Origin of the sequence: Streptococcus sp. HMSC077D04 (genome assembly GCF_001808785.1) — a bacterium.
GTDB classification, from domain to species: Bacteria; Bacillota; Bacilli; order Lactobacillales; family Streptococcaceae; genus Streptococcus; species Streptococcus mitis_BX.
Map to the genome: position 1 here is coordinate 23,293 of NZ_KV794462.1, position 14,150 is coordinate 37,442.

16 protein-coding genes and 1 pseudogene are annotated in these 14,150 nt (G+C 39.5%); all 17 read right to left on the minus strand.

Annotated features, from left to right (window positions below; all coding sequences use genetic code 11):
* Window positions 1–270: 270 nt before the first annotated feature.
* Window positions 271–453, minus strand: a complete 183-nt coding sequence (locus tag HMPREF2701_RS00490) for a hypothetical protein (RefSeq protein ID WP_061590203.1) — start codon at window positions 451–453, stop codon at window positions 271–273.
* A 1-nt stretch (window position 454) separates the two neighbouring features.
* Window positions 455–1,234 (minus strand): hypothetical protein, encoded by a 780-nt coding sequence (locus HMPREF2701_RS00495; protein WP_061590204.1) that lies wholly within the window; start codon window positions 1,232–1,234, stop codon window positions 455–457.
* A 303-nt stretch (window positions 1,235–1,537) separates the two neighbouring features.
* The gene (locus HMPREF2701_RS00500) at window positions 1,538–2,647 is read right to left on the minus strand and encodes an SPFH domain-containing protein (RefSeq protein ID WP_042750218.1); all 1,110 of its coding nucleotides are present in this window, start codon (window positions 2,645–2,647) and stop codon (window positions 1,538–1,540) included.
* A gap of 12 nt (window positions 2,648–2,659) precedes the next feature.
* The gene (locus HMPREF2701_RS10490) at window positions 2,660–3,217 is read right to left on the minus strand and encodes a C1 domain-containing protein (RefSeq protein ID WP_061590205.1); all 558 of its coding nucleotides are present in this window, start codon (window positions 3,215–3,217) and stop codon (window positions 2,660–2,662) included.
* Window positions 3,218–3,237: 20 nt separating this feature from the next.
* The gene (locus tag HMPREF2701_RS00510; protein WP_001067003.1) at window positions 3,238–3,741 is read right to left on the minus strand and encodes a hypothetical protein; all 504 of its coding nucleotides are present in this window, start codon (window positions 3,739–3,741) and stop codon (window positions 3,238–3,240) included.
* Between the two features lie 169 nt (window positions 3,742–3,910).
* A complete protein-coding gene (gene rbfA, locus HMPREF2701_RS00515) occupies window positions 3,911–4,261 on the minus strand; it encodes a 30S ribosome-binding factor RbfA (RefSeq protein ID WP_001273601.1) in 351 nt (116 codons plus the stop codon).
* A gap of 250 nt (window positions 4,262–4,511) precedes the next feature.
* The gene (gene infB, locus HMPREF2701_RS00520) at window positions 4,512–7,304 is read right to left on the minus strand and encodes a translation initiation factor IF-2 (protein ID WP_061590206.1); all 2,793 of its coding nucleotides are present in this window, start codon (window positions 7,302–7,304) and stop codon (window positions 4,512–4,514) included.
* Window positions 7,305–7,320: 16 nt separating this feature from the next.
* Entirely contained in the window at window positions 7,321–7,620 is a 300-nt protein-coding gene (locus HMPREF2701_RS00525; RefSeq protein WP_061590207.1) for a YlxQ-related RNA-binding protein, read from the minus strand.
* Window positions 7,613–7,906: an RNase P modulator RnpM gene (gene rnpM / locus HMPREF2701_RS00530; RefSeq protein WP_000857557.1), complete on the minus strand. Its 294-nt coding sequence runs from the start codon at window positions 7,904–7,906 to the stop codon at window positions 7,613–7,615. The genes HMPREF2701_RS00525 and rnpM overlap by 8 nt, the downstream gene beginning before the upstream one ends.
* A gap of 21 nt (window positions 7,907–7,927) precedes the next feature.
* Window positions 7,928–9,064, minus strand: coding sequence for a transcription termination factor NusA (gene nusA, locus HMPREF2701_RS00535; RefSeq protein WP_061590208.1), 1,137 nt, complete (start codon window positions 9,062–9,064; stop codon window positions 7,928–7,930).
* A 43-nt stretch (window positions 9,065–9,107) separates the two neighbouring features.
* Window positions 9,108–9,586: pseudogene (gene rimP, locus HMPREF2701_RS00540) on the minus strand (ribosome maturation factor RimP).
* A gap of 125 nt (window positions 9,587–9,711) precedes the next feature.
* Entirely contained in the window at window positions 9,712–10,347 is a 636-nt protein-coding gene (gene trmB, locus HMPREF2701_RS00545; RefSeq protein ID WP_001266094.1) for a tRNA (guanosine(46)-N7)-methyltransferase TrmB, read from the minus strand.
* Window positions 10,344–11,138 (minus strand): cell cycle regulator CcrZ, encoded by a 795-nt coding sequence (gene ccrZ, locus HMPREF2701_RS00550; RefSeq protein WP_000362999.1) that lies wholly within the window; start codon window positions 11,136–11,138, stop codon window positions 10,344–10,346. Before ccrZ ends, trmB begins: the two co-directional genes overlap by 4 nt.
* A 160-nt stretch (window positions 11,139–11,298) precedes the next feature.
* A complete protein-coding gene (locus HMPREF2701_RS00555; protein WP_061590209.1) occupies window positions 11,299–11,910 on the minus strand; it encodes a CPBP family intramembrane glutamic endopeptidase in 612 nt (203 codons plus the stop codon).
* A 218-nt stretch (window positions 11,911–12,128) separates the two neighbouring features.
* Window positions 12,129–12,740, minus strand: a complete 612-nt coding sequence (locus HMPREF2701_RS00565) for a CPBP family intramembrane glutamic endopeptidase (protein ID WP_061590211.1) — start codon at window positions 12,738–12,740, stop codon at window positions 12,129–12,131.
* A 29-nt stretch (window positions 12,741–12,769) separates the two neighbouring features.
* On the minus strand, window positions 12,770–13,018 hold the full coding sequence (blpZ, locus tag HMPREF2701_RS00570; RefSeq protein ID WP_070481784.1) for an immunity protein BlpZ: 249 nt from the start codon (window positions 13,016–13,018) through the stop codon (window positions 12,770–12,772).
* 45 nt (window positions 13,019–13,063) lie between these two features.
* Window positions 13,064–13,468, minus strand: coding sequence for an immunity protein (locus tag HMPREF2701_RS00575; RefSeq protein ID WP_070481786.1), 405 nt, complete (start codon window positions 13,466–13,468; stop codon window positions 13,064–13,066).
* Window positions 13,469–14,150 lie beyond the last annotated feature (682 nt).

Genomic DNA, 14,150 nt, shown 5'->3' on the forward strand with positions numbered 1-14,150 from the left:
GGTTTGAATTTGATTTTCGAAGAGTATAAAATGATTTTACTGCTTATATTATATCATATGGGAAGAGATTAAAAAACTAGCAGTACAAAACCTGCTAGTTCTCCTAGACTTGAATTACCACCTAAAAAAGTTTAAAGAGCCAATCCAATAGCTTAAATAATAGCTTGTAAAACAGCAATTGGACTGCAAAAGAGATGATCATCCACAAGAATTTCACAATGCCAATAATCGGTTTGATAAAAATAATGGCAAGAATTGCCCAGAAAAATTTCATTCTCTCTCCTCTGGCTTGATGAGCCAACGAGCCATATCCATTAACTTGTCTGCAATAAAAAGTTTCCCCAGACCGACAACGACATTATCATCTTTCTTTATCGTTTTCATTACTTTTACACCTTGCATGGTCAAAAAGTAATTACCATAGATTTTAGCAAAAGCTTTGATAGGGTTCATCTCACTCACCCTCGATTATTTCAACCTCTTTTCGGATTGTTTCAACATCTTCTTGATATTGAACTTCACTATAGTTGACTAGCTTGGATAATTCTTTCTGCAAGCTTTCACCCATCGGTTTCATAGTTGCAAAGGTTAAACCACCTGAAATGATACCTCCCAAGATAGGTATGAATTTCCCCATTCCTTTGGCCAACCCTCCCTTGGTCAGATTCACACCAAATATTCTTAAGACTTTTTTCAAAATAGGGTACCAAAGCGTCTTTGTTAAAGCTTTATTAGGTACTGTTTTCATTACCTGTTTGGCAATTGTTATACCACCAGCACGTAGCAAAGCAGCGGTTCCATTCACCCCCAGCATTACTCCTAGATAAAGCAAGAGGGTATTTTGAGCATCTTCACTCAACTCCTCGCGTGAAGCCCAAAGATCCTCATAACCATAAATATAACCTAATTCTTGAGCCAATTTCAGAGAGAAACCATAAAATTGAGCCACATCAGCTGGAATGGTAATTGCCATAGCAATCCCTCCAGGTAATCCTGCCAAAACAGAGGTTCCACTCGCCAATAAAACATTATCCCTAATGCAGGCATTAGCCACTCTATCTAAGGTTTCTTGAGATAAGAGAGACGTTGGTCCTTGTTCTAATAAAGTAGGAATGTCCTGTGGATCCAATTCTTTGGAAAACTTATCCACTAAAAATTTCGAACGATCAACCTTAACAACAGGTAGTTTCACCACTTGTTGCAATACTTGCATAGCCAACTCTTGTTCAGCCATATACAAACTCCTTTTACTTCTGTAAGTTATATTCTATGATAGCATACTCTTTTAAAGTATGTTTCAAATTCCCCTCAAAAGTTTTCAAAAACTCCTTATTTTTTTAGATAAATAGTCCAAAACACAAAATCAAAATCCTTGGCAACTTATTTGTTAAAGAACCTTAATAGCATTTGTAGAGACAACTCGAATATTCAACTCTACCTTTACAACTTGATATTCTATCTATGAACGATAGTCTATTGTTGTTTTACCTAGAATGTCCCTTGAATACGTACTAACTATGAACTTTCGAGTTTCATTTTATAAATCCATAATTTCTTTTTTCTTTCGATCAAACTCTTCCTGAGATAGTATCCCTGCATCTAAAAGAGATTTTAGTTTTGTAAGGGCTTCGATTTGTTCATCTAATGATAAACTTGGTTTCATGGCTTTTTCATCTAAACCTTGTGCCATATTCATACCAAAAATCATCCCTGCACCATCACCTAGACCATGTTGCTCCACTCCTGATGCAATTTTTTGTTGTGCTGCAATATTAGAAGATTTCTGCGATACATCATCATAAGCTTTTAAATTCATCTTATTTGATGAAAATTGTTTAACCAATTCCTTAGATTCTGGTGAAAACTCAATATTAGCAATGGCAACTTTTACAATCTCAAATCCAAAACGTTCTTTCCAAGTCCCTGCATACTGTCCATCATTTGATACTTGTTCCGCAAGAACTGCAGCTTGTGAGGGTAATTGTGAAATACGATAAGTTGTTGACAAAGAATTAAGTGCAACAATAAAAGATTGGAGAAATTCTGTCACTATTTGTGATCTAGCTTGAGCGCTATCAAAGGTATAATAAGTCACGTTGGCAGGAAGAAAGTTTCTGATAAATTGCTTAGCATCTGTAATTTGGATAGAAAATGTTCCAAAAGCACGTACTTCTAAATCTGTCCCATAAAACAAATCATTATACATGACTGGACCACGAGTCCCAAATTTAATATCACGAAGTTCTCTCAAATTAATAAAGCAAATCTGTTTTTGCTGATCACTTTGACCACCGAATCCAACACGATTAACAACATTGTCAAACAGTGACTTTTTCAATCCATCACCGTTAAAAACACTGCTCTCACCATTTTGGTATTCATATCCACCTGGTTCTGTAATAATTTCCTCGATACCAGACTGACTAAAGATAAAGGCAGCAGTATTTTCTGGAATAAAAATCTTGGATCCGTTGGAAATAACACCTACAGATCCCTTCGTATTGACACCCCTACCATTATTACTTTCTTGAACAATACCGGGACTTACAGCTGTATGTTCATCAAAAGCTTGAACTGTGATAATTTCTTTCCACTGATCTGCAAATGTTCCACCAATAGAATCTGTGATTGCTTTTATCAACCCCATTTAATTGCCCCCTTATAAACTCTGCTCCATATCACAATAGGCACATCTTACTGTTTGCTTCACTTGACCTGACAAAGGTGCTCCACAAAAGCTACACTTGGTTGAAATCTTTTCTGGCTCTGCATCCTTAATCCCAAGCCCTGCTTTAAAAGTGTCAAATGTATCCTTAAATGTTTCTGCCAAAACATCTGCTCCAAACAAGCTACTATCTCCCAAGGTTTCAAAATTACTTGTATCACCTGAAATCAATTTAATAATGTTCCTAGCCCACTTGTCAGTATCCTTAGTATTATTAAATGCAAAGATAGCTTGTCCGCCATTATAATAAATTTCCAGCCGTTTCACACCATTGGTTTTGGTTACTGAAACTTGAGGCTTCCCTTCAAAAATTTTAATCTGGTTAATGGGTATGGTAACTTGATCTTTTTTTCCTCCCCAAAAACTTTTTTTGATATGTATTAAGTGTAGATTCGTTAAAATTAATTCATCTGTAGCCAAACCATTTTTCCCAAAACTCACATGGTCACTATTCATAACCATGTATTCATGTGGCAATAATTGATAATCCATATTGAACTCCACTCTTCCTATTAAAGACTAGCTTTCCACTGCTCCACTTGTTCATGTAGATTATCACGATAATCTTTTAGAGTCTTAATCACTTCTTCTTTTCCTTGAATCGGTGCTTTCTTGAGTGGACCATATTGTTTTTTCAGATCTTCCATCTCTTTTTTAGTGCTATCTTTCAGTTCTTGGATAGCAGCACTATCTTCTAAAACAGTCCCTTTAAAGGCTTCGTCTGCTTCTGTATAGTAATTATCGATTATTTTCTCATTCATAATCAAGTAATCTTCATAGGTTTTTATAGACTCAATTGTCGTATCGCTAACATCTTGTGGGTTAAAATCGCTTGAACTGAGTTTTTCTTTTGCTTTAGCAAACAACCCTTTCTTCTCAGAACTACTAGATGAAGCTTCTGTTTGATTCTCACTAGAAGAGCTACTTGTTTTTTCAGAAAGAGAACTACAAGCAACTAGAGTAGAGACGGAAAGACATAGCAAAGCTAAACGACAAACTTTTTTTACATTATTCATTGATAAAATCTCCTTTTATTTATGAAATCATCATATCATATTTGCTAAAAAAAAAAAGCATTTTCTATTTAGCTAACCTTTAAAAATACAGAATTCTAGTTAAAAGAATATTTTTCCATTTCAAATGCCACATATTTTCCTCCACCAAAAAAGAGGGTTGCCCCTCTTCTTAGTTCTTATCCAGATTGCGTAGCATTTCGTCAATCTTGTTTCCATATTCGATGGATTCGTCTTTGACGAAGGTCAAATCTGGGATTTTGTACAATTTCAAATTACGACCAAGTTCACGTTTGATAGTACCAGTTGCTTTTTCAAGCCCGATTTGAGCTTTTTGATTATCTGAAGCAAGGTTACTCAAAATGGTGTAGTAAACCTTGGCAACAGACAAGTCACCCAGCATCTGAACATCTGTGATGGTCACGCCTTGGACACGCGGATCACGGACTTTCTTTTGCAAAATCTCATTGACTTCACGCTTGATTTCCATGCCCACACGATCCGTACGGAAATGATTTGCCATGATATTCCTTTCTCTACTTTGAACCAAAAGCTAGGCCAGCAGACCTAGCTATTTTTAAACTTATTGATTTTCATTTCAAATTGGAACGAAGTTCAATTTGAAATCATCTGCTTCTTTCGCCGTGGTGAAAGTGATGGAACTGATTTATCAGTCCCATCACAGGGGATTTTTGAGACCCTAGGCTCAAAAATAAGCAATGAAACCATCGGTTTGCTTGCGTCCCTCCCCACCTAAGAAAGGAGCAAAAATCTTATCTCTTGATTTCTTCCATGACATACGCCTCAATCACATCATCCATCTTGATATCATTGTAGCCATCGATCATCAATCCACCTTCACGGCCGTTTGTAACTTCCTTAACGTCGTCTTTGTAGTGTTTCAAGCTTGCGAGTTCACCGTCATAGATAACAACACCGTCACGGATAACACGAACTTTAGAGTCACGGGTAACCTTACCGTTGATAACCATGAATCCACCGATAGTTCCCACTTTAGACACCTTGAAGGTTTCACGGATAACTGCTTCACCGATAACTTTTTCTTCAAATTCTGGATCAAGCATCCCCTTCATGGCTTCTTCCATCTCTTCGATAACCTTATAGATAATGCTGTGAAGACGGATTTCCACATCGTCAGCTTCGGCTTGTTGACGAGCTTGTGGTGTAGGGCGTACATTGAAACCAACGATAAAGGCATTTGAAGCTTCAGCAAGGGTCACGTCTGATTCGTTGATAGCACCAACCGCTGAGTGAACGATGGTAACTTTAACACCTTCCACATCAATTTTTTGAAGTGAAGCAGAAAGAGCTTCAACAGAACCTTGTACGTCGGCCTTGATGATCACGTTAACTGATTTAAGTTCACCAGCTTTAAGCGTATCAAAGAGGTTTTCAAGGCTGACACGTTGGGTAGCTTGACGTTGTTTCATGAGGGCACGTTTGGCACGCTCTTCACCTGCTGCACGCGCAGATTTTTCATCTTCGTATACAGCAAAGTGGTCACCCGCCATTGGCGCTTCGTTCAAACCTGTGATTGACACTGGTGTTGATGGTCCAGCAACCTTAACACGACGACCAAGGTCGTTGGTCATAGCACGGACACGACCGAAGGTATTTCCGACAACGATTGGGTCTTGGACATTCAAGGTACCTTGTTGAACAAGAAGGGTTGCGACCGCACCTTTTCCTTTATCCAAGCGTGCTTCGATAACTGTACCGATCGCACGAACTGTTGGGTCTGCTTTAAGTTCTTGGATTTCAGCCACAAGAAGGACTGTTTCCAATAATTCTTCGATGTTTTGGTTGAATTTAGCTGAGATTTCAACAAATTCAGAATCTCCACCCCAAGCAGTTGACATAACTCCATGCTCTGCCAATTCACCGATAACGCGTTCTGGGTTGGCACCTGGTTTATCAATCTTGTTGATGGCTACGATAATTGGAACATTGGCTGCTTTTGAGTGGTTGATGGCTTCGATAGTCTGAGGCATAACCCCGTCATCTGCCGCTACGACCAAGATAGTAATATCGGTAACAGATGCACCACGCGCACGCATTGATGTAAAGGCCGCGTGTCCTGGTGTATCAAGGAAGGTAATCTTCTTGCCATTTTCCACGATTTGGTAGGCACCGATATGCTGAGTGATACCACCTGCTTCACCTGTCGCAACACGAGAGTTACGAAGGGTATCTAGGAGTGTTGTTTTACCGTGGTCGACGTGTCCCATGATAGTTACAACTGGTGGACGCTCCACCAATTCATCTTCATTGAGATAACCATCCTCGACAAAGAAACGTTCGATGTCGGCATTATCCACTTCAACTTTTTGTTTGGCTTCGATACCATAATCCACCATGAGGAGTTCGATTGTTTCTCCATCCAAAGATTGGTTTTGTGTGGCCATGACACCCATCATAAAGAGTTTCTTAACGATTTCGGCTGGTTCACGTTTGATACGTTTTGCGATTTCCGCAACGGTCATACCATCTGTATATTCAAATTCTGTTGGCAATTCATGGAATTTACGCTCCGTAACAGGTTTTGGAGTCTGATTGCGGTTGTTCTTGTTATTGCCTTTTTTGTTCTTTTTGTTGTTATTCCAGTTACTATTCTTTTGATTTCTCACTTGATTTTGACTACTTCGATTCTTTTGTTGTTTTCTAGGACCATCTTCTTCGTGATCATAATCATCACGTTCTTTGTCTGGTCGAGCTTGTTTTTTACGACGTGTATCCACTGGCGCTTCTTTAGCTACAGGAGCCGGTTCAACCACTGCTTGAACTTGTTGCGCTTGTTCAGCTAACTTAGCCACTTCTTCAAAGATTTCCTCTGGCTCCTTGCGTTTATTGGCTTGGGCCAAGGCTTCTTTGGCAGCCTGAGTCTGCTTGAAACGTTCCTCACTTGAACGAGCGTACTCTGCATTTTGCTCTGCTTTTAGGGCTGCTGCACGGGCTTTAAAGTCAACACGTGGAGCCGCTTGATGTGAACGTTTGTCCTCTTGTTGACGGCGCTCATTACCACGATTTTGCTGACCTTGCTGTTTCTTAGCTTGGTCATTAAAGCGACGATTGTCGCGGTTGCCTTGACCTTGTTTTCCGCCATTACGGCCGTCATTTTTCTGACGGTTGCCGTTTTGTTGTTGGTCACGGTTATTGCCCTTATTTTGCTTGCGTCGTTCTGCCTGCTCTTTGGCACGGGCTTCACGCTCAGCCTTGAAATTACGGCTTTGCGGTTTTGTTGCTACTTTTTCTGCCTTCGGAGCAACTGGCTCAGCCGGTTTTGCCTCTTCCTTAGCTACAACTGGTTTAGCTGGCTCAGATTTTTCGGCTTTCTTTTCTGCACTTGCTTTTGGTGCTGCAGGTTTTGCTTCTTCTTTCGGAGCAGCTGCAGGCTTAAAGCTGGCAGCGATTTTTGCAGCGACAGCTTCTTCCACACTTGATGAGTGGCTTTTCACATCCAAGCCCAACTCTTTTGCACGCGCTACAACTTCTTTACTTTCTTTTCCAAGTTCTTTTGCGATTTCGTACAATCTTTTCTTAGACAAATCATGTCCTCCTCTTCTATTCCATAAGAGACCTCATTTTCTTTGTAAATCCAGCATCTGTCACAGCCAAAACCTTTCTTGATTTTCCGACTGCTATGCTTAATTCCAGTGTTGAAAACACGGTTACAATTTCTACTTGATAATAATGACTTTTATCTTGAATCTTCTTGGTCAGATTGGGTCCAGCATCATGGGCTAGAAAGACCATCTTGGCCTTGCAATCTTGAATCGCTTTAACGACCAATTCTTCACCCGATATGATCCGCCCTGCTCTCTGAGCAAGTCCCAAGAGATTACTTATCTTTTGCTTATTCAAGTCCTAACTCTCTTCTTTTCACTTTGTGATCCACATAAGCGATCAACTCATCATAAAAGCTTTCTTCCACTTCCATGTCAAAGCTACGGTTAAAGACTTTCTTCTTTTTAGCCTCTAAGGCTTCTGCATTGTCTAGTTTGATATAAGCGCCGCGACCATTGGCCTTGCCTGTCGGATCGATAAAGACTTGTCCTTCCTTGTTTTTGACAATACGGAGCAGATCACGCTTATCAATCACTTCGTTAGACACAACAGACTTGCGCAAAGGGATTTTTCTCGTTTTCATCTTTCCCTCCTCTAGCAGCTTTTATTCTTCTACAGTATCGTTTTCTGCTTCCAAATCTATCGAACCAGCTTCTTCCATGGCTTCAAATTCGCTAGCAGACTTGATATCGATACGGTAACCAGTCAAGTGAGCTGCCAAGCGAACGTTTTGCCCACGACGACCGATAGCAAGAGAAAGCTTGTTATCAGGAACAACTACTAAGGCACGTTTGCTGTCGTTTTCATCAAAGATAACTTGGTCAACCTCCGCAGGAGCGATGGCATTGTAGATAAATTCAGCCGGATCTGCTACCCACTCGATAACGTCGATATTTTCTTCGATTGGCACCATACGGTCACTCTTGACATCATAACGAGCTGGGTGGAATTTGCTGGTAATCTTCTTGATATTAGCACCACCACGTCCAACGATTGTACCAATAGCGTCAACGTTTGGATTGTGACTACGAACAGCAACCTTAGTACGATCCCCAGCTTCACGTGCCACGCTCATAATTTCAACAGTTCCGTCATAAACTTCAGGAATTTCTTGCTCCATCAAACGTTTGATCATTTCTGGATGGCTACGGCTAACAAAGACGTTGACACCACGAGGGTTGTCTTCAACCTTGTAGACGTAAACTTCAATACGATCATGAGAAGCAAAAACTTCACCAGGAATTTGGTCTTGTTTTGACAATTGGGCTTCAATGCTACCAAGGTTGACATAGATGAAGCGGTTGTCAAAGCGTTCTACAGTACCAGACATAATTTCTTGTTCATGTTCTTTATAAGTATTGTAAGTGATGGCACGTGTTTGCTTGCGCATTTTTTCCATGATGGTTTGTTTGGCAGATTGGGCTGCTACACGACCAAACTCAGCAGGTGCTTCTTCAAACTTGATTTTGTCACCAAGTTCATAGGCTGAATTAATGGCAAGAGCATCTTTCAAGCTGATTTCCAAACGGCTATCAAATACTTCATCAACCACTTCACGGACAGTATAAACTGTAAAGTCACCTGTTTTTTCGTTAAAGTCAATAGCTACGCTATCAGATTGACCATAGCGTCTGCGATAAGCGGAACGAAGCGACTCTACTACTGCGTCGATGATGTCTTCTTTTTTGATTCCCTTGTCTTCTTCCAAAATGCGGAAGGCCTCTAGCATTTCTTTACTCATGTTTTCTTCACTTTTGAATCCTCAAAAGCTATCCTTTCTTTTTCTATAATTTAACCGCTAAACGTGCTTTGATACCAAACTGTATGGAATTTGGACAGTTTTCTTACGCGTCTTGTCCATATATTCCATGGTCAACTCATCCTCTTCAAAGGCCAACAAGGTTCCTTCAAAGACCTTTTGCTTATCGATGGCTTGGTAGAGCCCGACATGGATGTATTTCCCAACCGCTCCAGCGACGGCATCCTTGGTTTTCAAAGGACGTTCCAAGCCTGGACTGGTGATTTCTAGGAAATATTGTTCTGGGAAGGGATCTGGCTTGATAGTGTCTAGGACAGGACTGATTATTTCTGTCAAGTCCGCCGTGTCGTTCAAGGTAATTCCTTCAGGTTTATCTACAAAAATACTGAGAATCATGTCACTGCCAATCTTTCCATACTCGATATCCACGAGTTCGAAAGGAGCTTCTATGACAGGTTCTACAACTTCTCTGACTAATTCTACGATTGTTGCGATTGCGTCCACCTCCTCATAAGCAAGAGGCGAAGATATTTCCCCGCCTCACTTTTCATATTCTTGCTCTTAGTATAGCACGTTTGCCAACTTATGTAAAGCAAAAGCACTTATACAGCCTGATTTTAGGCTATTTCTTAAAATTCTGCCTCAACTCGGTAGATAACTTGCCCCTTGTTGGAGAATTTTTGCTCGTATTCTGTCATGACATTGCCTTCAAAATCACTGGCATGTAAGTCTAGCCAGACACCATTGAGCTTCATGCCATACTGAGAAAAGCTCACTAGGCTGTACTCAAACAAGCCACGGTTATCCGTCTTGAAATGAATTTCTCCATTTTCAGGCAAGATACGTTTGAAGGTATCCAAGAAGGTTTTATAGGTCAAACGACGCTTTTCATGGCGTTTTTTAGGCCAAGGATCTGAAAAGTTCAGATACAAACGATCAATCTCACCGTCTTCAAAGTAGTCGGTCAAGTCAGAACCATCTACCCACAAAAGCTTAATATTAGGTACTCCAACTTCAAGCACCTTGTCCAAAGCATAACTCAAAACAGACTTTTGAATATCAATCCCAATATAGTTGATGTCAGGATTTTGTTTGGCCATACCTGAAACAAAGGCACCTTTTCCACTTCCAACTTCCACATGAATGGGATTGTCATTGCCAAACAAGTCCCGCCATTTCCCCTTGGCTTCCAAGGGATTGAGGACCACATACTGGGGATTTGCCTCTAGTAATTCTGTCGCCCCTTTACGATTTCTAACTCTCATCTTCTCTTTCCATACTTGTCTCGGAAGTGACGCAAGCCATGAATCTCCCGATTGACATTTTCTAAATCTTGGTTCATATAATACTTGGAAATCTGGCTCAAATAAGACAGTTGACCGTACCAATACAATTTATTTAATACTGTTTGATTGTACTTGTAACCGTAGTAGGTCAACCATTCCTTCCACTGATGTTCTGGAATATAATGGCAGAGCATATGGGCCACATCAAACATGCGATCGGTCAAGCGAACCGAATCCCAATCCACCAAATAAATTAAGCCACTGTCTGTCTCAATCCAATTACTATGTCGTACATCTCCATGGACAATGGTCGCATGGTCCTCTCTAAATCCTGGAATAGTCTGACGTAAATCAGCCATCACTTCACTGATAAAATGATTTTTACGCAAAGCATCTGGAGCCGTTTCCTGCCAAGACTGTAGTAAATCTACAGGTGTTTCCATGGCATATCCCAAACGACTCAACTGCGTCATCAAAGGACGTGAGCGATGAAGACGGGTTAAAATATTGACGATTTGTTTACGATTCATATCATAGGGGGTCAATATCTTGCCTGTCAACCACTCTTGAGCACACATATCACGCCCATCTGCCAAACGGCGACTCCATAATAATTGTGGAGCAATTTGTTCTCTAGCTAGACCAGGTAGGATTGGAGAGGTGTTCATTTTTACAAAGATACGCTTCCCATCAGGATAGCTACCCATATAAGCCTTGCCACTTTTCCCAGGTATGGGAGTCAGTGTTAGCTCATTATCACCCAAATCCATTTCTTTCCTCCGTATAAAGTTTCCTTACTATTCTACTAGTTTTTGGCCTATTCGTCAACCGCTCCAGACCCGATTCTCAAAGAAAAACCTCTGGATTGACTTGGGTATCATTGTAGAAAGAAAAGGCAAGCACCGTCTTCTACTTACCTTTTCATAATTTTTATAAATAATATAAGAGTGGCCAACTGTTGTAAAACATGTGGACTAGAGTAGAAACCCATAAGTTTTGGCTCTTTTTATAAGCAAAGCCCAGCAACAAGCCCCCAAGTAGATAAAAAATAAACGAAGGGACATTAGAAGGTCCATGCATGAAAGAAAAGAGAGAGGAAGTTAGCACAAGCCCTAACCAAGAATTGTCAAAAACCGCACCTTGAAGAAGTCCTCTGAAAATGAGTTCCTCCTGGATGGGGCCAAAAACTGAGGTAGTCAAAATCAAAGACAGGGAAATTCCTCTGCTGACTTCCGCCAAGTGTTGAACTCCCGCGCCAGAAGAAACAGCGAAGAAATGAATATAAACCAGCGTCTCAAGTACACTTAGAAGAAAGATTGCAATGAAAAGCAAAAGGTCTTTCTTGCTTAACATCCCAAAAGAAATCATTTCAAACTTTCTAGCATAAGTAACACTCAGCGAGGTTACTAGAAGACTTACAATAATCAATTCAGATTCATTTTGAAAAAAATCCCCGTGGTTAATCGTATAAGGAACTGTAATGACGATTAGTAGTACTAAAAATCCAAAACAAAAGGCATGAATTTTATCAAAAAACTTCATAAAATTATCCTCCTCAAGAAACAGACTTCCCTACAAGTCATCCTTTAGTGCTAATCTTTCCAAAACAAACCATTTTATACTCTTCGAAAATCTCTTCAAACCACGACAACATCGCCTTGCCGTATATATGTGACTGACTTCGTCAGTCTTATCTACAACCTCAAAACAGTGTTTTGAGCAACCTGCGGCTAGTTTTCTAGTTTGCTCTTTGATTTTCATTAAGTATAAGTTAAGAGTGGCAAACTGTTGTAAAACATATGGACTAGAGTGGAGACCCATAGATTTTGGCTCTTTTTATAAGCAAAGCCCAGCAACAAGCCCCCGAAAAGATAATAGCAAAACGAAGGAATATCATAAGGTTCATGCATGAAAGAAAAGAGAGAGGATGTCAACACAAGCCCCAGCCAAGAATTGTCGAAAACCGCACCTTGAAGAATTCCTCTAAACATAAATTCCTCCTGGATAGGTGCCAAAACTGTAGCACTAACAATAAAGGAAAGCGAAAGTCCTTTACTAGCTTCCTCAAGGTGTTGATCCGAAGCACCAGAAACAACTGAGAAAAAAGCATGATAGCTAATACTTACCAGCACAGTGAGAAGAAAAATTCCAATGAACAGCAAGAGTTGTTTCCTGCTTAACATCCCCAAAGAAATCATATCAAACCATTTCGCATAGCCAAAACTAAGGAAAAGCAAGAGACTCTTTACAACAATGAATGTGTACTGGTGTTGAAAATAATCTCCTTGATTAATAGAATATCCCGCTGCACCAACGATTGCAAATACTAAAAATCCCAAAAACAAAGCATGACATTTATTGAAAATGGCCATAAACTATCCTCCTCAACAAACAGACTTCCCTAGAAGTCATCCTTTCGCTCTAGCCTTTCCAAAACAAACCATTTGAGTAACCAAAATCCGACAACATAACCAGCCCCTAAGAAGATAGCCATTAAAGCTAGCATAGGATTCAGGAAATAAAAGACAACCACAGATACAAAGGTTAGCACAAAAACATTAAAGGCAATGGTGTCAGAAGCCAAGTCTAGAATATAGGGCGTCAACCGGTCTAAAGTTTTGGAATCTAGGAAAAATAAGCGTTTATACATGATGACCTCCTCTTATCAGACTATAGACTAGCCGCAAGTTCTTCCCTACTTTTTATAATACTTCAAGCCCCAAATGAGCAGAAGCATGATAAGCAAGCAGAGAATAGCACCAATGTAGGCAATTAATTGTTGATAGAATTCTCCTGCTGTGATCCCTCTATACAAACAGATAATAGACATAAAACCTGTCAAACCAATGAACATCAGTTGATTGGTTCTAGGATTAACCAAATCATCATCTTCAAACTTTCTTATCCTCATTTCTCTAGTGAGGTAAACAGTGACCAAAATAGAAGCCAAGTTAATAACCACTAAAAGAAATTGGAGGACTAAGGAAAAATTTAAAAACTGACGAGATAGAAATAGATAAGTAGAGACAAGTAAAGGCAACTGACCTAAGAACAATCTCGCAAGGAAGATGTTCCGTTTTTTAGCAAGAAAAGTTTTCATTTCTTTGCTCCTTTCTTTTTAGTTAAAGCAAAATAGATCACAACCGCAATCATATAGGCTATGGTATAAAATAGATGATACCAAATACTCTCCCTAAGCGGATAAAGAAAGGTGGACATAATCAGATACAGAACGAAAATGATCAGTATTTTTTTCTTCATAAGATTTTCTCCTAAATGTATGCTTTATCTTAGTTGAGCTACAACCTTTACACTGCTAGTATAGCACTCATTTTGACCTTAGATCACTCAAATCACAAATGGTCATCAAAACATCTTGAATTGTAAAAAATTTAAAAAAGCAAGCATGAAAAACATACTTGCCCTTTACACCATATTGATACCAACTTAATTTGTAGATTTTTTATCCTGCTATCACATATCATTTTAACAGGCGAAACAATATTAAAGAAACTCCACTGTAGATTAAACTAGCGATAAAAAATCTTTTTATCTAATTAGATCTATCTTTATTCTTCTTTGGAGATTTTTAAAATTTTTTCCTAATTAAATAAGTAATAAAAGAAACAAACATACTAACAACAAAAGCAATAAGAAAACTTTTGAAATCCATAATTACCTCCAAGTACAGTTCCTCTACTTACAGGCTCAAGCCTTTAAGCAACCATAATAGCCAATTGTAAAATTGTTTTTGCATTCACGAGGAATACCTCTTTTTACTT

Excerpts from the sequence above, each read along its gene's own strand:
- HMPREF2701_RS00490 (WP_061590203.1), bottom strand. The coding sequence starts at position 453 with ATGAACCCTATCAAAGCTTTTGCTAAAATCTATGGTAATTACTTTTTG.
- HMPREF2701_RS00495 (WP_061590204.1), bottom strand. The coding sequence starts at position 1,234 with ATGGCTGAACAAGAGTTGGCTATGCAAGTATTGCAACAAGTGGTGAAA.
- HMPREF2701_RS00500 (WP_042750218.1), bottom strand. The coding sequence starts at position 2,647 with ATGGGGTTGATAAAAGCAATCACAGATTCTATTGGTGGAACATTTGCA.
- HMPREF2701_RS10490 (WP_061590205.1), bottom strand. The coding sequence starts at position 3,217 with ATGGATTATCAATTATTGCCACATGAATACATGGTTATGAATAGTGAC.
- HMPREF2701_RS00510 (WP_001067003.1), bottom strand. The coding sequence starts at position 3,741 with ATGAATAATGTAAAAAAAGTTTGTCGTTTAGCTTTGCTATGTCTTTCC.
- rbfA (WP_001273601.1), bottom strand. The coding sequence starts at position 4,261 with ATGGCAAATCATTTCCGTACGGATCGTGTGGGCATGGAAATCAAGCGT.
- rnpM (WP_000857557.1), bottom strand. The coding sequence starts at position 7,906 with ATGAAAACGAGAAAAATCCCTTTGCGCAAGTCTGTTGTGTCTAACGAA.
- nusA (WP_061590208.1), bottom strand. The coding sequence starts at position 9,064 with ATGAGTAAAGAAATGCTAGAGGCCTTCCGCATTTTGGAAGAAGACAAG.
- trmB (WP_001266094.1), bottom strand. The coding sequence starts at position 10,347 with ATGAGAGTTAGAAATCGTAAAGGGGCGACAGAATTACTAGAGGCAAAT.
- ccrZ (WP_000362999.1), bottom strand. The coding sequence starts at position 11,138 with ATGGATTTGGGTGATAATGAGCTAACACTGACTCCCATACCTGGGAAA.
- HMPREF2701_RS00555 (WP_061590209.1), bottom strand. The coding sequence starts at position 11,910 with ATGAAGTTTTTTGATAAAATTCATGCCTTTTGTTTTGGATTTTTAGTA.
- HMPREF2701_RS00565 (WP_061590211.1), bottom strand. The coding sequence starts at position 12,740 with ATGGCCATTTTCAATAAATGTCATGCTTTGTTTTTGGGATTTTTAGTA.
- blpZ (WP_070481784.1), bottom strand. The coding sequence starts at position 13,018 with ATGTATAAACGCTTATTTTTCCTAGATTCCAAAACTTTAGACCGGTTG.
- HMPREF2701_RS00575 (WP_070481786.1), bottom strand. The coding sequence starts at position 13,468 with ATGAAAACTTTTCTTGCTAAAAAACGGAACATCTTCCTTGCGAGATTG.